This window comes from Limnohabitans sp. 2KL-3 (assembly GCF_001269405.1).
Taxonomy (GTDB): Bacteria; Pseudomonadota; Gammaproteobacteria; order Burkholderiales; family Burkholderiaceae_C; genus Limnohabitans_A.
The window spans coordinates 60,594-79,057 of the sequence record NZ_CXON01000015.1; the positions used below are offsets into that span (position 1 = coordinate 60,594).

14 protein-coding genes are annotated in these 18,464 nt (G+C 61.4%); 1 reads left to right on the forward strand and 13 read right to left on the reverse strand.

Features of this window, described 5'->3' with window-relative positions; translation table 11 throughout:
• Positions 1–16: 16 nt before the first annotated feature.
• The 3 genes from AMM41_RS16195 to AMM41_RS16205 are packed head-to-tail and all read right to left on the reverse strand — an operon-like array spanning position 17 to position 5,255.
• The gene (locus tag AMM41_RS16195) at positions 17–3,235 is read right to left on the reverse strand and encodes a 4Fe-4S double cluster binding domain-containing protein (protein WP_089961495.1); all 3,219 of its coding nucleotides are present in this window, start codon (positions 3,233–3,235) and stop codon (positions 17–19) included.
• Between the two features lie 17 nt (positions 3,236–3,252).
• Positions 3,253–4,380 (reverse strand): NAD(P)/FAD-dependent oxidoreductase, encoded by a 1,128-nt coding sequence (locus tag AMM41_RS16200; RefSeq protein ID WP_089961361.1) that lies wholly within the window; start codon positions 4,378–4,380, stop codon positions 3,253–3,255.
• A 17-nt stretch (positions 4,381–4,397) separates the two neighbouring features.
• Positions 4,398–5,255, reverse strand: a complete 858-nt coding sequence (locus AMM41_RS16205) for a methyltransferase domain-containing protein (RefSeq protein WP_089961365.1) — start codon at positions 5,253–5,255, stop codon at positions 4,398–4,400.
• Positions 5,256–5,538: 283 nt separating this feature from the next.
• Between AMM41_RS16205 and AMM41_RS16210 the strand changes: the two genes are divergently transcribed.
• A complete protein-coding gene (locus AMM41_RS16210; protein WP_228769318.1) occupies positions 5,539–6,873 on the forward strand; it encodes a serine hydrolase domain-containing protein in 1,335 nt (444 codons plus the stop codon).
• A 294-nt stretch (positions 6,874–7,167) separates the two neighbouring features.
• On the opposite strand, the gene AMM41_RS16215 is transcribed toward AMM41_RS16210, so the two are convergent.
• The 10 genes from AMM41_RS16215 to AMM41_RS16260 are packed head-to-tail and all read right to left on the reverse strand — an operon-like array spanning position 7,168 to position 18,455.
• Positions 7,168–8,652, reverse strand: a complete 1,485-nt coding sequence (locus AMM41_RS16215) for an AMP-binding protein (protein WP_194944827.1) — start codon at positions 8,650–8,652, stop codon at positions 7,168–7,170.
• 44 nt (positions 8,653–8,696) lie between these two features.
• A complete protein-coding gene (locus tag AMM41_RS16220) occupies positions 8,697–9,485 on the reverse strand; it encodes an enoyl-CoA hydratase/isomerase family protein (protein WP_089961373.1) in 789 nt (262 codons plus the stop codon).
• A 4-nt stretch (positions 9,486–9,489) separates the two neighbouring features.
• The gene (locus tag AMM41_RS16225) at positions 9,490–10,293 is read right to left on the reverse strand and encodes an ABC transporter ATP-binding protein (RefSeq protein ID WP_228769319.1); all 804 of its coding nucleotides are present in this window, start codon (positions 10,291–10,293) and stop codon (positions 9,490–9,492) included.
• Between the two features lie 15 nt (positions 10,294–10,308).
• Positions 10,309–11,541: an ABC transporter substrate-binding protein gene (locus AMM41_RS16230; protein WP_194944828.1), complete on the reverse strand. Its 1,233-nt coding sequence runs from the start codon at positions 11,539–11,541 to the stop codon at positions 10,309–10,311.
• A 41-nt stretch (positions 11,542–11,582) separates the two neighbouring features.
• Positions 11,583–12,632, reverse strand: a complete 1,050-nt coding sequence (locus AMM41_RS16235; RefSeq protein ID WP_089961377.1) for a branched-chain amino acid ABC transporter permease — start codon at positions 12,630–12,632, stop codon at positions 11,583–11,585.
• Complete coding sequence (locus tag AMM41_RS16240; RefSeq protein WP_089961380.1) at positions 12,632–13,516, reverse strand: branched-chain amino acid ABC transporter permease; 885 nt, start codon at positions 13,514–13,516, stop codon at positions 12,632–12,634. Before AMM41_RS16240 ends, AMM41_RS16235 begins: the two co-directional genes overlap by 1 nt.
• Positions 13,517–13,520: 4 nt before the next feature.
• Entirely contained in the window at positions 13,521–15,473 is a 1,953-nt protein-coding gene (locus AMM41_RS16245) for an AMP-dependent synthetase/ligase (protein WP_089961385.1), read from the reverse strand.
• Positions 15,470–16,255 (reverse strand): ABC transporter ATP-binding protein, encoded by a 786-nt coding sequence (locus AMM41_RS16250; RefSeq protein ID WP_228769320.1) that lies wholly within the window; start codon positions 16,253–16,255, stop codon positions 15,470–15,472. The genes AMM41_RS16245 and AMM41_RS16250 overlap by 4 nt, the downstream gene beginning before the upstream one ends.
• Entirely contained in the window at positions 16,252–17,307 is a 1,056-nt protein-coding gene (locus AMM41_RS16255) for a CaiB/BaiF CoA transferase family protein (protein WP_089961386.1), read from the reverse strand. The genes AMM41_RS16250 and AMM41_RS16255 overlap by 4 nt, the downstream gene beginning before the upstream one ends.
• Positions 17,304–18,455 carry an acyl-CoA dehydrogenase family protein gene (locus AMM41_RS16260; RefSeq protein WP_089961507.1) on the reverse strand — a complete coding sequence of 384 codons (1,152 nt, stop codon included), beginning with the start codon at positions 18,453–18,455 and terminating at the stop codon, positions 17,304–17,306. The genes AMM41_RS16255 and AMM41_RS16260 overlap by 4 nt, the downstream gene beginning before the upstream one ends.
• Positions 18,456–18,464: the final 9 nt, after the last annotated feature.

The window sequence follows — 18,464 nt, forward strand, 5'->3', positions numbered from 1 at the left end:
TCAAGCGATCCCCTCTTCACATGTCAAGGACGATTAAACCCTGAGGATGCTGGGCGCGTGAGCAGCACAAGATGATTTTGTGCTGCCGCTCTTTGTGGCTCAGCACAAAGTCACGGTGCTCCACCGCATCAGAGGCTTGTGCATCGTAAGGCAGGGCGCACACGCCGCACAGGCCGTCGCTGCATTTCACGCTGACGCCCACGCCCGCCTCGGCCAGCACCTCGGTGGCGCTGCGCTCGGCAGGCACCTGCAGGCGGCGGCCCGACTTTTGCAGCAGCAGCTCAAAGGGTTGGTTCACCCAGGCGTCGGCCTCGGGCACGCTGAAGTATTCGCGGTGTAACGCGTCTTGTGGCCAGCCATGCGCAGCAGCCGCTTCAAACACACCTTCCATGAAGCGCGGTGCACCGCATGTGTACACATGCTGGCCTGGCTCAAAGTCGGGCAAGAGTTCCATGAGGTCGGCCCGTTGACCTTCGTCTTTGAAGTGGTATTGCACCTGATGGCCCCAGGGGGCCTGGGCCAGGTCTTTCAAAAAGCCCGCTGTGGTGCGGCTGGCGGCGCTGTAGTGAAAGTCAAACGGTTTGCCCAAAGCATGCAAGCGGTGCGCCATGGCGATCATGGGCGTCACACCAATGCCCCCGGCCATCAGCCAACTGTGGGTGGCGTCTTCGTGCAGCGCGAAGTGGTTGACCGGGCGCGACACAAACACCTTACGCCCTTCGCGAAAAGCCCGGTGCATCAGCGCCGAGCCGCCGCGCCCGCCGGATTCGGGCGGCTCGCGCAACACGCCCAGCACATATTTGCTGCGGTCCGCCGGATCGCCCGCCAGGCTGTAGGGGCGCTGGTATTCGGGCGCGATCACCACGTCGATGTGCCCGCCTGCCTCAAACGGTGGCAGCTCGCGGCCATCGGGTGCTTTGAACTCGTAACGCGCCAGGCCCTCGGCCATCTCTTCACGTTTGTGCAGCACCACCGGGAACACCGGCGGCTCGGCAGGCAAGGGCTGCGGCCCTGGGGCCAGGCCTTCGGTCTGGCCTGCCGCCAAACGGGCTTGGTATTGCGCAGGCGTGAGCAAGGCCTGGTAGCGGGCAATGCCCTCTTCGCGGTTGACCGGGTAAGTCACCGGGTAAGGTTGCGGCATTTTGTCGGCCGGGTACACGGCCAGAGTCTGGTCTTCATAGCGCAGGTCCAGGTCTTTTTGCAGGGTGCGCTGGTGGGTTTGCGCAGCCTGCACATAGCGGCCCGTGCGCTTGTCCAGCTCGATGTCCCACCACCATTTTTTGACCGGGTTGATGCTGCCGCGATCGAGCAGGTCATCGAGCCGCGCCAGCGCCGGTGCAGCGGCGGGCAGCTTCATGGCGACTTGGCGCCACAGGCTGTCGGCCAGCAGGCCTTCCAGATTCCATGGGCAGGTTTTCATGCAGCGCCCGCACATGCCGCCTGCCGCGTTGGTGATGCGGTAGCGGGCACATTTTTCGGCGTCGCTTTTCCAGATTTCGTAGCCGTTGTACATCAGCTTGGGGCCAGCGGTGATGGCCCCGGACGGGCATTCGCGGGCGCACTTGTTGCAGCTTTCGCAAAAGCTTTGCAAGCCAAAGTCGATGGGCCGGTCGGGCGTCATGGGCATGTCGGTGGTCACGCTGCCGCTTTTCAGGCGCGGGCCCAAAAACGGGTTGAGGATCACCTCGCCAATGCGGCTGACTTCGCCCAGGCCCGAGAGCAACAACAAAGGCGGCTGCAGCACATCACCGTCGAGCACCGAATGCACCCGGGCCGAATAGCCCAGCCGCCGAATCTGCTCGGCCAAGATGCCGCCCATCAGCGAAAAGCGCAAATACGCCCGCATGCTTTGCGCCACCGAAATCCAGTCGTCACCACTCGCGCCTTCCATGGTTTCGTGGCCTTGGTCGATCAACAAATTCAGCGCGTTGGCGTGGTAAGCGGGCATGGGGTTGCCACCCGCGTCGTGCGAGTAATAGGCCCACTCGGGCACGGCGCACAGGCCCACCGCGTCCACCCCCAAATAGTAAGAAGCGGCTTTCAGCTTGTCGGCATTGCGTTGGGGGTCGAGCGTGCTGGCGGCCACCGGGCCACGCGCCGGGCCAAACTGCAAGAGCAGCAATGCGCCCAGCGCCCGACGTGCACAGGCCCCGATGGGGCTTTTCATCACGTAGTGCGCGTTCTTGGCGTCGTCTTGCACCGACTTGCCCAAGTCGCCAAACAAGGCCCGGGCAAAAAAGTCGGCCCGCTTCGGGAATCGAGGCACCCGGTCGTGGTCGATGAAGGTGGTGGGCGTGTCTTGACGCTTGAGCGTTTCAAACGGGTGCGCCCCTTGGCGAAACTCGCGCCGGGCATAAGCGTCGCGGTGGAATGCCCCTTTGAAGGTGCCTTGGCCTAGCCACCAGGCCGGGCCGTGGCTTTGCCAGCGGTTTTGTTGAGGGTCGAGCGCCTGATCGGGGGCGATGGCCAGCGTGGTGCTGACAGCGGCCAAGGCATAGCGCTGGCCCACATAGGGGTTGCCGCCATCGGGCAGCGTCAGGCCTGCGGCCAGGGCCAGGCGGGCCAAGTCCACATCGCTGCAGCTGGCGCTGTGGGCGCGGGCCTCGTGACCCAGCATGCGCAAATAACTCGACAGCAGCACGGCTGTTTGCGCCGCCAGCACGGCGGCACGGGGCTCTTGTGTGCCGTCCAGCCAGTCGCAGCCGGGCTCACCCGGTTTGGGGTCTCGCGCAAACTCCACCAGGATCACGATGGCGTGCCTGTGGTGCGCAATCGGCCCATGCACAGTGCGGGCGGACTCCAGCACATCGGCCAAGATCATGTCCATGCCCGCCGCAAAACTGGCGGGCTGGCTTTGTGCCAACTCTTCGCCCAAGGCAGGCACAGCGGGGTTGCGGATCGGATCGGCGAGCCAGGCGCTGGCGGGCAGGGCACAAATGCCCATCATCGACGCGTCAAAGTAATAACCCGCGGCCTTCAGGTGCCGGGCGCGTTCGTCGGGCTCGGCCGGAATCTCCCCTATTTGCGGGTTCACGGCCCCATCGCGCACCAGATCAAACATGGCCATGTAACGCGCCATGGCGTGGGCCATCGATTCGGGGTCATCGTGTTCAAAACGCAGCGCTTGCATGGGCGGCACGACGCTGTCGTCGGGCGTGGCCGCCGTGCGGCGCAGGCGCTCCAGTGGGTAGGGCCCCAAGTGCACGGGGCGGTCGCGGTAAGAAAACAAGCGCATGTGCAAGCCCCCTGGGTTCAGCCCCAACGCGCTGGCGAGAGCATGTCAGCCGTCAGGCCAAACGCCGCCACCGCCTCAGGCACGCCTTGGCCCATGGCCAGCGCCGCACAGGTCTGCCCCATGGCCGCCGAAGTCTGGATGCCGTAGCCGCCCTGCGCCGCCACCCAAAAAAAGCCTGGGGCCTGCGGGTCAAAACCGCCGACCAAATCGCCATCGGCCACAAAGGAGCGCAAACCGGCCCAGGTGCGCGTCGGGCGGCGAATCTGCAAGGTGGTCATCTCTTCAATGCGGTGGATGGCGAGGGCAATGTCCATCTCTTCGGGCTGCACGTCGTGCGGCGGCACCGGGTCCACGTTGGCGGGCGAGGCCAGCAACATGCCCGCATCGGGTTTCATGTACCAACTTTCGTCCAGACTGGCCACCATGGGCCAATGGCTGCACAGCAGACCGGGGGGCGGCGCAAAGGTCAAGGCCGAGCGGCGCTTGGGCTGCAAGCCCACGGGGCGCACGCCCGCCAGCCGGGCCACTTCGTCAGCCCAAGCCCCGGCGGCATTGAGCACCACTGGCGCTTCAAAGGTCTGCCCCGCCGCCTGCACGCGCCACACTCCGTGGCTGTGCTGCAAGGCCGTGACTTGCGCGTCGCACATCAGCTGTCCGCCGTGGCGTCGAATGCCGCGCAAATAGCCTTGGTGGATGCTGTGCACATCCATGTCCATGGCGTCGGGTTCGAACACCGCACCGATGATTTTTTCGGGGCGCAGCACCGGCACCAAGGCACAGGCTTGGGCCATGTCCAGCAAGCGGACATGGGGCGTGGCCTGAGACGAGGCGGCCCAGTCATCGGCCAACAGCTGATCTTGACCCGGTGTGGCCACCATCACGGCCCCACGGGGTGACAAGACGGGGTGGTCGCTGAAGCCCGGTGGCGGTGACTGCAAAAACGCCCGACTGGCCCGCGTCAGCGCCCGCACCTGCGGTGTGCCGTAGTTCTCCATGAACAAGGCCGCCGAGCGCCCCGTGGCGTGGTAGCCCGGCTGCGATTCACGTTCGAGCAAAACCACCCGGCCGTGAGGGGCCAGCCAATGGCCAACCGAGGCTGCGGCCACGCCGCCGCCAATGATGAGAAAGTCTGCAGTGGTGTTCATGGATGACTTTCGGTGGCTCAGTCGGCCACACGTTGGCCCGACAGCTTGACCACCTCTGGCTGCACCTCGACCATGCCATAAGGACCGACCAGCTCCCCGGCCAGGGTCTGGCCCTGCACTTGCAGCTTGGCCGCCTGGAGTTGGCCGTCGGCATTGATGAAGCTCAGATGCAACTGATCCCCCTCGATGCGAGCCCCCAACAAAGGCTGCACTTGTGTGCCCAAGGTCAGCGTTCCGCCCACGCGCTGGTGCCGCTGCGTCAGCTGCAAGCGCACAGGGCCTCGGCGATCCAGGCCTTGCACCGTCCACTGGCCCGCTGCGTTGGCGGGCACGGTCCAGAAATAGCCTGTGTTGGTGCCCGCGCGGATCACCTGATCGGGTTCCCAGTCGCCCATGGAAAACGTGTTGGACAACACCCGCGTGCCCGGTTTCATGGCCAATATCGTGGGCCGCAATTGCGCGTTCAGCTCTTCCAGCAGGTACATGGTGACCACCGTGGCTTTGGAAAAGTCTTCTTTGAAGATGTCACCGTGCACGATGCGCACACGTTCGGCCACCCCTGCCCTTTGTGCGTTGCGCTGGGCCAGTGCGGCCAGGTCTTTGTTGTATTCAATGCCCCAGGCCCGCGCCCCGAACTGCCGCGCCGCCGCGATCGGAATCTTGCCGTCGCCCGCGCCCAGGTCCACCACCTCGTCATTGGGGCCGACGCGTGCGGCCGCCAGCATCTGCGTGACCAGCTCGTCCCGGGTGGGCAACCACATCACGTCCTTGCCCATTTGCCCCAGTTTGGGCGTGTAGGTTTCAGGGGGCAGGCTGCTGCAAGCTTGCAACAACAACAGGGCCACAAGGGGCCAAAGACGGGTGAACTTGGGCATGGGCAGAACCAGACTGAGCAAGGTTGTTGTGAGGTTTTGGAGGGTAACCGGATTTCAGAGCAAGGGCAGCTGTGGGGGTGACAGGACCGGCTGTGTCGATCCACACCGGTCAGTTGCCAAGGTTCGATCCAGCAAGATTGATCGCAAAAAACCCATGTAACGAAAGCGACATATTGATGCGTATTCACCCAACAAGATGATGGCGAGTTCAGTGCATTGGTGTTTTTTCAGGATTTTGAACTGGATTCACAAACCTCATCACACACATTTTTTGGAGACACACATGACCGTCACGTTGAAGAAAAAACAGATTTCATTCAAACCCAGTTTGCTCATGGCTGGCGCTGCTTTGTTTCTCGCGCAATCTGCACTGGCGCAAGCCTTGCCCAAAGCTTCACCGGAATCTGTAGGAATGTCCAAAGAACGCTTGGCAGTGCTGTCTGCGACCATGAAGCAAGAGGTTTCCAGCAATCGGTTGCCCGGCGCAGTGGTGATGATTGCTCGCAATGGCAAGCTGGTCTATTCGGAGGCGTTTGGCAAAACAGGCCAAGCGGGTGGCGGTGACATGAAAGAAGATTCGATCTTCAGAATCTATTCGATGACCAAACCGCTGGTGTCCACGGCACTCATGATGCTGGTGGAAGACGGGAAAGTTCAACTCACAGATCCCGTCTCCAAATTTCTGCCTGCTTTCAAAAACCCCCAAGTCAGTGTTCCGTCCATCCATCCCGTATCGGGTGCGGTGACCTTCAAAATGGTGCCTGCCAACAGTGAGCCCACGATTCAAGACTTGTTGAGGCACACCTCGGGCATTGCGTATGGCGAACTCACCGCCAATACGCCCGTCAAAGACGCGTACACCAAAGCCAAAGTTTTTCTTCCCAGTGTCCCGTTTGATGCACGGGGTGTGACACCCAATGAAATGTCGGAGGGTGTCGGCAAAGCGCCTCTGGCTCAGCAACCCGGAACGACCTGGGAATACTCCTTGTCTGTGGATATTCAGGGTCGTGTTGTTGAAGCCGTCAGTGGCAAACGCCTGAATGACTTCATGAACGAGCGCATGTTTGGGCCCCTCAAAATGAAGGACACAGGTTTTCATGTTCCTGCGGCCAATGCCTCGCGTTTGGCTGAGGCGTTTGCCAAAGACCCCTTGACGGGTGCGCCCAACGTTTTGATCGACGTTTCCAAAGTACCCGGCAATGACTCGGGCGGTGCTGGCGGTGTGGGCACAGCGGGCGACTACTTGCGGTATTGCCAAGCCATGTTGAATGGCGGATCACTGGACGGTGCCCGGATTCTGTCGCCCTCTACCGTGCGGCTGATGACGGCCGACCACCTTGGCACCGCCATCAACACGACCACCAACCCGGGTCAACTCTTGTTGGGGACCAACGGTTACACGTTTGGACTGGGTTTTCTGGTTCGATCACAAGACGGCATTGCCCCGGTGCACGGCTCGGCGGGCGAGTTCATGTGGGCTGGCTTTGCGGGGACTTTTTTCTGGGCTGAACCCAAAGAAAAATTGTGCGCCGTCTACATGACACAGTCCCCCAGTCCATTGCGTGCCAGCTACCGCAGACTGATGAAGAACCTGGTTTCTCAAGCCATTGTCAATTGAGACAAGCCAAGCCCAGCGTCAAGTTGGGCTTGGCTTTTGGGGGCCTGTCAATCCGCTTGGGCGTGAGCGATGTGATGACTTGATGGGCATGACGCGCGTTGTTGACGCTCGATGACGTTTCAGCTATCGGGCTCACGCCTTCGGGCTTGGAGGCCAGCGAAAGCTGAGCGTGCTTTGCAGCGGGAGCAGACACTTGAAGCAATCCACTCGCCGACTCTTGTCGGCCAAGGCGATCCCTGTCCTGTATTGGCTATTGCAGATGTTCTTTAATGCAAGGGCAACCGTATCGGGAGTTCATGTTGACACATGGGTGCTACGGTGCAACGGCGCAGGGAGAAAGGCCAAGCTTTGCGGTTTCTTGTAACGGGCAATGCGCGTATCGAGGAAATTCAGCAGTTCTGCCGCCGCAACGTTTGACCCGGTTTTCAGGGAACAAACTGCGTGTACGGCCTCACCCCATTTGTCGTCTGGCTTGCCGAAGACAAAGGCTTCGGCCACGGCAGGATGTTCGAGTAAGACTTGCTCCACCTCGGCCGGATAAACATTTTCCCCACCCGTCTTGATGAGTTGTTTATGGGCCGTGCGACCGGTAAACCACAGCCAACCGTCCTCATCGATGCGTCCAAGATCTCCTGTGCGGTGCCAAGGGTCAGTCGGTTTGAACGGCCGCTGGGTTTCAGGCTCCCAATACCCCAGAAACACGGTCGGACCTCGAACGGCAATCTCGCCTTCGAGTCCTGTGGCCAAGGCACAACCTGCCGCATCTTGCACCCGCACTTCGGTCGGCGCCATGGGTCGACCGGCGGCGCCCGGGCGCTCACTTTGCAAACCCAGACAAACCATGCTGGACACCTCGGCCTGACCGTAGGCCGACCAGAATTTGGCAGCAGGGCACAGCGCGGCCAATCGGCCAATCACGTCAGGGGGCTCTAACCCCATGCACACGCGCAAACTGGCCAGTGACGCCGCACCGTCAAGGTTTTGCGTTGCCGTATCCAGCAAGGCACCCAGCATCGGGGCAAAGGTGGCGCACACCGTGATGTCGTGGCGCTCTACAGCTGCGACGGCTGCCACGGGATCGAAACGCGGCAAGATCACACTAGCACCGCCCGCTTCGAGCAGCGCAAGAGCCAGTCCCATACCGGCCGCATGGAACAACGGCAGCACGCCCAACCAACGGTCATGAACACCCAGTGACCACACGCCACCCGTTTGAATGGCGGATGCGCGCATTTGCGCCTGGGACAAAACCGCGCCTCGCGCATGACCTTCCACCGCCGCCGTGTAAAGCATGATGACCCCCAGATCGGGTGCATCTTGACGCGGTACATGACCCTGGGATTGACCCACACAGGCCAATGCCCCATTGACGCCTTCGGTCAGGGTTTCAAGGGGTACACCAGCCATGCCATCGGGCCATGCCGCTGTCCACAACGAGGCACACCCTGCGTCAACAATGAGCAGGGAGGGACTGGCATCACGCGCTTGCTGGGCCATTTCAGCCGATGACAGACGAAGATTGAGCGGCACCAGCATGGCTCCAAGCCAAGCCACAGCGCCCAACAACACCAAGACCTCGGGGCGGTTGCCGCTGACCACCAACACGCGATCGCCACGTCTGACACCGGCAGCATGCAAAGCTGCAGCCTGTTTTTGCACGGCTTGATGCAAAGTGGCATGCGAGAAACTGTGGCCTTCGAAAATCAGCGCAGGGCTGTCTGGCTGCGATCGGGCATTGCGCTCCAGCAGGTCAATGATGGTGTTGTGGCTGTTTGGCATGGTTGTCATCTGTGAATCTCAATGGCGTCTTCAGAATCGGGCGCTCACTGCCCCTTAAATAGAGCGGGTCTTTTTTGTACGAAAGCGGCTATCCCCTCGCGTGCATCCGAGGTGGATGCACAGGCTTTCAGCAATTGCTGCTCCAGCAGCAAGTGGTCCTGCAAGGACACGCCTGGCCCTTGTGTCGCCAGTTTTTTGATGGCGGCCAATGAGGCAGGCGCAGAGTGGCACAACTGTCCGACCAACCCTTGAGCCGCAGCTTCCAGCTCTTGGGCAGGAAAGACTTGATCGACGGCACCGGCAGCCAGGCAACGCTGTGCATCCACGGCCTGACTGAGCATCAACCATTGCTGCGCTCGAACAGCTCCGATGCGCCTCGCCAAAAAATAGGACGCCCCGACATCTGGGGACAAGCCTATGGCTGAATACCCTGTGCGCAGTTTCATGGTGTCACTGGCCAGCACGAAATCGCCACACAAGGCCAAACCGATGCCCGCACCGCCTACAGGTCCACCCACCACGGACACAACGGGGCAAGCCGCCTGTGCCAGCTGCAAATAAGCCGGAAGGAGTTGATCCAGGATGTCATTGACAAGCTGCGGCAACTGATCACCCGCGCTGGCGAACTCCTGGATATCGCCCCCTGCGCAAAAAATGGGGCCTCGTGCCTTGATGACCACCACACGCGGTTGCGCGGCCAGCACCTCAGCGATCGCCTGCGCCAAAGCGGACGCGGTGTCGAATCCCAAAGCGTTGTGGTGTGTTGCGCGATCGAGGACGATGCTGCCCACCCGTGGCTCGGCCGTCCAGTCAATGCCGTGAAGCGTCGGCATGCCTTCAACCCAACCAACGCTTGCGGCGACGGTAGTGCTTGACCTCGCGATAATTGCGCCGTTCTCCGCTGGCCTGCTTGCCCAAATAGAACTCCTGAATGTCCTCATTGGCGCGCAGTTCGGCGGCCGTGCCCTCCAGCACCACGCGACCGTTTTCCAGGATGTAGCCGTGGTCGGCAATGTCCAGCGCGGCTTGGGCGTGCTGCTCCACAATGAGCAGAGAAACACCTTCCTGGCGCAGTTTGGCAAGCAACGCAAAAATTTCACTGACCATCATGGGCGCCAGGCCCAGTGAAGGTTCATCGATCATCAGCAGTCGGGGTTGCGCCATCATGGCGCGCCCGATCAGCAACAACTGTTGCTCCCCACCTGAAAGGTAGCCCGCGGTGCGGGTTCTCAGTTCAGCCAGTCGGGGAATCAGGCCGTAGACCCGCTCCAGCCCCTGCTTCACGTCGGCCATGCGTGTCAGGCGATGCCCGCCCACGACGAGGTTTTGCTCCACCGTCATGTGGCGCAGCACCTTGCGCCCCTCGACCACATGGACCACGCCATCGGCCACCATCTGCTCGGCAGAGCGCCCGGTGACCTCTTGGCCCAACATGCGCACGTTGCCGGAGGCCACACGCCCTTCCTCCACATCCAGCATGCCGGAAATGGTTTTGAGCGTGCTGCTCTTGCCAGCGCCATTGGGGCCCAGCAGCACCGTACAGCCGCCAGCCGCCACCTCCAGCGTGATGCCTTTCAGTGAAAGGATCACGTCGGCGTACAGGACCTCAACGTTGTTGAGTGCAATCAGTGGTTCAGTCACAGCAGCTGCCTTGCTTTACCACTTGGCAAGCTTGGGCACGGGCACCTGCGTGGCCGACGTGGTCAGCTTGCCCCCCACCACTTGGCCAATGTTGACGCGTGGATCACGGGTTGGAAACGGCGCTTCGACCGAGTAATCGATGTCGCCACCGCTGTATCCAAAAAAGTCTTTGCCTGAGAAGTTGGTATCAATCAGGGTTTTGTAAAGCAACTCACCGGTCAGCTTGTCACCACCATGCTTGCGTGCAGCCGTCTCGACGGCGCGCACCATGACCAAGGCTTGGCTCATGCCCACGGTGGTCAGCGAATGCCAGGGTGCTTTCATGCCGTACTTGGCCACCAACATGTCATAAAACCTTTTGGTCTCGTTGTCTTCCTCTGTGGCGATCACGCCGGAATGGACCTCATAGTCTCCCTCCATGGCGGCCATGCCACCGACCAGTTTTTGCAGCATGGCTGGCGAGTTGTGAATGCTGTAGGCCATGGGCACGTTCTTTCCCAAAGCCTGCATCGCCCGCTTGACGGCCACCGCCTGCTGGATATTGGTGGGCACCAAAATCAGTTCAGCGCCGGCATTGAGAACACGGCGCAGTTGCAGGGTCACGTCCGCAGGCTGCGGCTCCACATAGACCATTTCCACCAGATTGATTTTGGTGGGGTTGGCCTTGGCATAGGCGTTGATGCCCTTGCCCAAATCGGCAAAAGTGGGGGAAGCTTCGGTGGTGAACATCGCCACCTTGACGGGGCGCGAGCCACCGGCTTTGGTCTTTTGGAACCACTCGACGAAGCCGGTGAACTCATGCACAAATGTGGGCCGCGTGGACATGACCCACTGGTTAGGTCGCCAGCTGAAACCTGTGGCGGCAGAGCCCAAGATCATGGGCACCTTGTCGGTCGGCAGGCGCTGCTGAACAGCCGCTACGTCCGGCCCACCCAAAGACAAGCCAATCAGGGGTTTGGTGGCCAGCACACCGGGCCAGAGGCTGGCCGTCTGGGCCGTGTCGTAGCGCGTGTCATAGGTTTTCATGTCCAGCTTCACGCCGAGCTTGGCGCCCACTTCGGCATTCCACCAGTTCACCACGCCCTCGCGCCCGGGTCCGACCATCGGCATGATCGCGGCAAATGGGCCGGAGTAATCCGACAAGGCAGGCACCTGGTAAACCGTTTGCGCGGAAACCGGGGCCATGGCTGCAGCAGCCATGCCTGCAGCCGTCACGGCGCGTGCCGTCCAATTCATCAGTTTTCTCATGTGTGTCTCCTGTGGTGGTGAAAGAAGCCGCCCCATGACGGTCAGTACGGAAAGGGCCAGAGTCGATAGGCCTTTTTGGTGATCTGGATGCGGTGCATCACGCCCTTGGGCTCGAAAAGCAGGAAAAGAATGATGACGGTGCCCAACAAGACGTTCATGGCGGCAAAGACAAAGTCTTGCCCCAATGAGGGCACCCATTGCATGAAGCTCGGGCCCAGACTGGTTACCCCCTCGCGGGCCAGCTGGATCATGACGGTGCCAATCAGCGCACCGACGATGGAGCCCAATCCGCCCACAATCATCATGGCGATCATCCAGATGGCATTGAAGAGCGTGAACTGCTCGATGGACACATGGCGCAAGGCCACCACCCACAGACCGCCCGCCACACCGGCAAAAAACGCGCTCACCAGAAATGCCCGGGCCTTGGTTGCGGCAACGGGTATGCCCATCATGCCGGCGGCCACATCATCGTCCCGCACGGCTTCAAAGCTGCGGCCATGGCGTGAGCGCACGATGCCAAAGGCCCCCGCCGTCATGATCAGCAGCACAGCGAATGAAAACCAGTAAATGGCGCGGTCGTTTTCGAGGGACAGGCCGAACACTGAAATGGATTCCACATGCAAGCCACCGGCACCGCCCAGCCAGGACTGAGGCAAATTCAGCACCAGAAAGTGGAACAAGGCTTGCGCTGCGATGGTCGTGAGTGCCAAGTAAAAGCCTTTGATGCGCGCCGCCGTCAAACCAAACATCACGCCAAACAGGGCCGCACCAGCGCCCCCGATCACCAGCGCCGCGGCCGCGTCCCATCCGGCCCCCATGGCCACAGCCGCGCCGTAGGCACCCACCCCCATGAACGCCGATTGCCCTAAGTTGATCTGCCCCGCATAGCCGGTGCAGATTTGCAGACCGATCACGGCCACCGCCGTGATGAAGGTGGTGTAGCCGATGCTGACCCAGCGGTCGGATGCCCACCATGGCGCAGTCGCCAAGGCCAGCACCACAAGCACAAGACTGGCCCATTGCGCGCGCGTACGAATCAGGGAGCGGTCGCCCGCATAGTTGGTAAAAAAAACGCCAGACGGGTCCATCACACACGCTCCACATGGCGCCAACCGAACAAGCCGGTGGGACGCACCAGCAAGATCAGCAGCATGAATACAAAAGGCACGATGGATGACGCAGCGCCACCGATCGCAGGATCAATATAAGCAGCCACCAAAGCCTGAACAATGCCCACAATGGCACCGGCCAAGATCAGCCCACCAATGGATTCCAGGCCTGCCAGCAAGGCCACAGGCAGTGCAGCCAGTGCCACATCCGCCGTTTGGACGGTGATGGAGCGGCCCGTGAGCAAGACGATGGCGCCCGCCGTGGCAATGACCGAGCCCATCATCCAGGCCAAGGTGACAGCACGCTTGACCGAGATGCCCAGCGAGATCGCTGTGGTGGGCTCTTCGGCCACAGCCGTCAGGGTCAGCCCCGCACGGGTGCGGTTGAAGAACCACGACATGCCCAAAGTCACCACCAAGGTCAGACAGGCACCGATCACCAGATTGGAGGGGAAGATCATGTCCCCCACGATCAGGGGAGCCGGTGGCAAGAGCACTGGAAAAGAACGGTCTGCAGGCCCCCAAACCACCAGCACGATGCCGCGAATCAGGATCACCAGACCAATGGTGACCATCACCATGGAAAAGACCGACTCCCCCACCAGCCGTTCAAAAAACAGCCGCTCGATCAGCCAGCCATAAACAATGGCGCACACGAAGGCCAATGGAATTGCCAGCCAGGGCGACAGGTCTGCACCGATGGTGAGTGTCCAGACCGCGTAGGCACCCAGCATCATGAGTTCACCCTGCGCAAAGTTGAAGACCTTGCTGGCCCTGTAAATGACCATGAAGCCCAGCGCCAGCAAGGCGTAGATCTGGCCTTGCAGGAACCCGTTGATGATGTAGTTGAAGAAGTCGATCATGGGTTCAGTTCTCCGAAATCCGCTGTGCGGCGATGCGCCCGACGGTGACATCCGCACGCAGCACACCCGTTCGTCCGTCTTGATAGCGGATCGGAATCTCGATGGCGGCCTGGGTCTGGTCTGCGTACATGGCATCGATCAAGCGGCCATAGCGCTGCTCGATGAAATCGCGTTTGAGTTTTCGGGTGCGTGTGAGTTCACCTTCGTCGGCATCAAGCTCCTTGGGCAAGTTCACAAAATGGGTGATGCGAGCCGCCTCTGGCAAGGTTCGATTGACCTGCGCGATTTCCGACGCGACCTGAGCCAACACCTCGGGACGCTGCGAGAGGTCGGTGAAAGTGGTGAAAGACACCCCCTTGCGCTCGGCCCAACGGCCAAAGACATCGCCGTCGATGTTGACCAGTGCCGTGACGCTATCGCGGGTGACATCACCCACCACCATCACTTCCCGGATGTAGGGTGAAAAGCGCAAGCGCACCTCGATGAACTGCTTGGAAAAGGTGTGCCCGCCCTTGAGGCTGCTCATGTGCTCGACACGGTCGTAATAGATCAGCTCGGTCTGTGTCGGCCCCTGCCCCACGGCATCACCGGTCTGAAACCATTCACCGTTCATCTTTTCGGCGCTCTTTTCGGGCTTTCCCCAATAACCCGCAAACCCAGCACCGCCACGCAACTCCAGCCCACCGGTGGGGGCCAGACGCCACTGCATGGGCTCGCCCCAGGCGCTGGGCAGGAGCACCAACTGGCCAATGGTTTCGGGATTGGCCTGATTGCCTTGGTGCACCGTGACCAGGCCGAATTCACTGCAACCGTAGACGTTGCGCAGCATCACGCCCATGGCGGCAAACAAACGAAAGATGTCGGGCGCGACGGCCGCGCCGCCGGTGAAAGCGATCTTGGCACGCTGAAGCCCCAGCTGATCACGCAGTGGCCGCAGCACCAGGGCATCGGCCAGTGGCAACAGCGCCCGCACCCACCACGGGCGTTGGGTGGTGTCCATCTGCTCGGCACGCGCCAAGCGACCGATGCGCAGGCCCCAGTCCACCACACTTTGCCGCCAGGGCGGAGCATCCAGCATGCGGGTATGCACCCGTGCTGCCAGGCTTTCCCACTGCCGTGGACCAAAAAACACCATCTCGCAGGCCAGCTCACGAATCGCTTCCTGAATCTGGTCCGGCCGCTCGGCAAAGCTCACCCGCATCGGGCGAATCAGGCCGAGGGTGACCCCCACCCACTGCTCCGTGGCCCAGGACAGCGGGATGTAAGACAGGTATTCACAGCCTTGAGGCAACTGAACCGACTGACCAATGAGGTCGGCGTTGTGCAGCATCGATGCGTGTGTCGTGATCACCCCTTTGGGCGCTCCGGTCGTGCCCGAGGTGTACAACAACAAAGCAATATCCTTGCTTTGTCCCTGAGCGATGACCTGCTCAAACCAGGCTGCATCTTCCGACTTGGCGGGTCGGGCCGGGGCCTTGAAAGCATCCCACCCCAAAAGGCCATCTTGCCGATAGGACCAGAGCCCGCCCGACTCCCACCACACCACGGTGTGCAGGCCGGTGTAGCGTGACATCAAAGGCAGTACCTTGTCGACCTGCTCCTGGTCTTCTGCAAACACGCACACCGCCTGCGCGTCCTGCACCACATAGTCCACTTCGGTTTCGGTCGCGTCCGGGTACAAGGCAACGACCTTGGCTCCTATGGCCTGAGCCGCCCATTCCGCCCAATACAGTTCGGGGCGGTTTTCACTCATCAACACCACGGTCTGGCCGCGCTGCACGCCGCGTGCACGCAGACCCAGGGCCAATTCGCGCACCTCGTCGCGCACATCGGCCCAGCTGAATTCTTTCCAGATGCCATCGCGCTTGTGCCTTTGCGCCACCTCGTCGGGGCGGGTGGCGGCGTTGTGCAGCAACCATTGCGGCAAGGTCTGCGGGAATAGCTTGTCTGCGCTCATGCGTGCACCCCCAGATAAGCGGCAATCACTTGCTCGTCTTGCTGCACATCAGCTGGACTGGCGTCGGCAATCTTGCGGCCGAAATTGAGCACGATCACCCTGTCGGCAATGTCCATCACCACGCCCATGTCGTGTTCCACCAACACCACCGGAATCTGACGCGACTCTCGGATGTCCAGAATGAAACGGGCGAGGTCTTCTTTTTCTTCCACGTTCATACCGGCCATGGGTTCATCCAGCAGCAGCATGCGCGGCTCCATGGCCAGCGCCCGTCCCAGATCCACCCGCTTGCGCATGCCATAACCCAAGGTCCCCACCGGGTGGTGCCGCAGGTGTTCGAGCTCCAAAAAATCCAGGATTTCTTCGGCCACGGCGCGGTGCGCCAGCTCTTCCCGGTGCGCAAACGGGTAATAGAAAAAAGCGGTGGTCAGTGAGCTTTTCATGTGCATGTAACGACCCACCAGGATGTTGTCGAGCACGCTCATGTGAGGCAGCAAGTGTGTGCCCTGGAAAGTACGGGCCAGGCCTGCTTGCGCCACACTGTGCACCGGCCAGCGCCCGATGTCCTGGCCCTCAAAACGCACAGAACCTTGGCTGGGGCGGTAAAAGCCGGACAGCACATTCAGCAAAGAACTCTTGCCAGCCCCATTGGGACCAATGAGCGCCACCAGCTCTTGATGGCCAATGTCGATCGAGATGTTGGCCAGCGCGGTCACACCGCCAAACTTGAGCGTGATATCCCGAGCCTCCAGCATGGGCGAATGGCGCTGCGCATCAGTCATGGGCTTGTGACTCCTGGCAAAGGTGTGAACCGGGGTGCGGCATGGCTGCGTGTCGCACCCGAGGGGGTCCGGGTCAGTGTGCTGCGAGCGACGTTGTGCGGATGAAGGGCTGCTTCATCGAGAGACAAGACAGGAGCAAAGCAAGCGTCGGTGCCCTCCAAAAACGCACACCAGTGCTGTCGCGACTGCGTCAGAAACAAGGCCGTCATGCGGGCTTTCAAAACGGGCCAGTCCTTGACGTCGTATTGCTTGTCCAGCGGAACGTCCGACAAACCGAGCTTGTTCATCAGCAGTGCGTAGAACTGCGGCTCCAGTGCCCCCAGAGTGATGTGGCCACCATCGGCGCAGCGGTACACATCGTAAAACGGTGAATCGTGAAAAGCGCTGGGCTTTTCTGTGCCGAGCTGGCCGCTGTCATGGATCCAGTGCGCAAGGCCGCCCAGCATGGCCACGATGTCCACAATGGCGGCATCCACCACGCTGCCCTGACCGGTGGTGCGGGCCGCCAGCACCGCGCTGACCAGGCCAAACGCCAGGCCCAGCGCACCACTGGCATCACCCACCACCGTGGGCGGCACCACAGGCCGCTCACCGCGGTGCGCTGACAAGGCCAACAAACCCGTCAGCGCCACATAGTTCAAATCGTGTCCGGCCGCTTGCGACAAAGGTCCGCTTTGCCCCCATCCAGTGATGCGGCCATACACAATGCGTGGGTTGACGCGGGCGCACTCGGCAGGCCCCAATCCCAAGCGCTCCATCACGCCCGGGCGATTGCCCTCAATCAGCGCATCGGCCTGTGCCACCATGGCCAGCGCATCGAGGCGAGATGCCTCTTGTTTCAGGTCCATGCGAACGACCGTCTTGCCGTCATGCATGGGGTTGTCGCCACCGCCCGCCAACTGCGCGGCGACCACCCCCTGCTGTGGCCGGGCAATGACGGTAACTTCGGCACCCAGGCCAGCCAACATGCGTCCAGCCAGCGGGCCTGGCCCAATGCCTTCAAACTCGACGATGCGCACACCGACCAGCGGGGCATTCAACTGCGCGCTCATGTACCCAGCCTCCGGGCGATCAGGTCTTTCATGATCTCGGTGGTGCCGCCGTAAATGCGCTGGATGCGTGCATCCGCGTACAGGCGGGCTATGGGGTATTCGGCCATGTAACCGTAGCCGCCAAACAGCTGCAGGCACTCGTCCGTCACCTTGCCCTGTTGCTCGGTGCACCACCACTTGGCCATGTAGGCCGCTTCGTTGTCCAAGGTGCCATCCAGCATGCGCTGCACGCAGTCGTTCACAAAGCTGCGCACAACGTGGGCCAGCGTGGCGCACTCGGCCAGCTTGAAACGCGTGTTTTGGAAGTCAAAGACGCTCTGCCCAAAAGCCTTGCGGTTGCGCGTGTAGTCCACCGTCAGTTCCAGCGCTTTTTCAATCACGGCAGCGGCAGGCACGGCCAGCAACAGGCGTTCATAAGGCAGCTGGCTCATCAGTTGGCGAAAGCCCAGGCCCTCTTGCTCGCCCAACAGTTGGTCGGCATCGACACGAACGCCATCAAAGAACAGCTCGGCCGTGTCCGAGGCATGTTGACCCAGTTTTTCCAGACGTCGGCCCACCCGAAAGCCTGGCAAATTTTCGGTCTCAAGAACCATCAAAGACACACCACCACTGCCCGCACCTCCGGTGCGCACCGCCACCACCAGCAAGTTGGCGATGTAGCCGTTCGTGATGAAGGTCTTGGCGCCGTCGATCACGTACTGATCGCCCTGCTTGACCGCCTTGGTGCGCAACGCTTTCAGGTCGGAACCACAGCCCGGCTCGGTCAAGGCGATGCCAGCGAACAGCTCGCCACTGACCAGCTTGGGCAGCCAGCGCTGCTTTTGTGCCTCGGTCCCGTAGTCCAGGATGTAATGCACGGCAATGGAGTGCACCGCCGTGTTGGCAGGCACCTCAGCGCGGGCCAGCTCGTCCTGTACCACCAATTGGTAGGCCAGGTTGGCCCCGGCACCACCGTAGATCTCGGGCAGCTCGGGGAGCAGGAAACCCAGTTCGGCAAAGGGCCGCCAGACCTCGCGCGGGATGAAGCCCTGGCGACGCCACTCGTCCATGTGCGGCACCAATTCGCGCTCGATGTAGCGCCGTGCCTGATCCCGGAAAGCCTCGATGTCGGCATCCATCCAGGCGTGGCGGTGCAACTGGGGCAGCATGTTCATGGC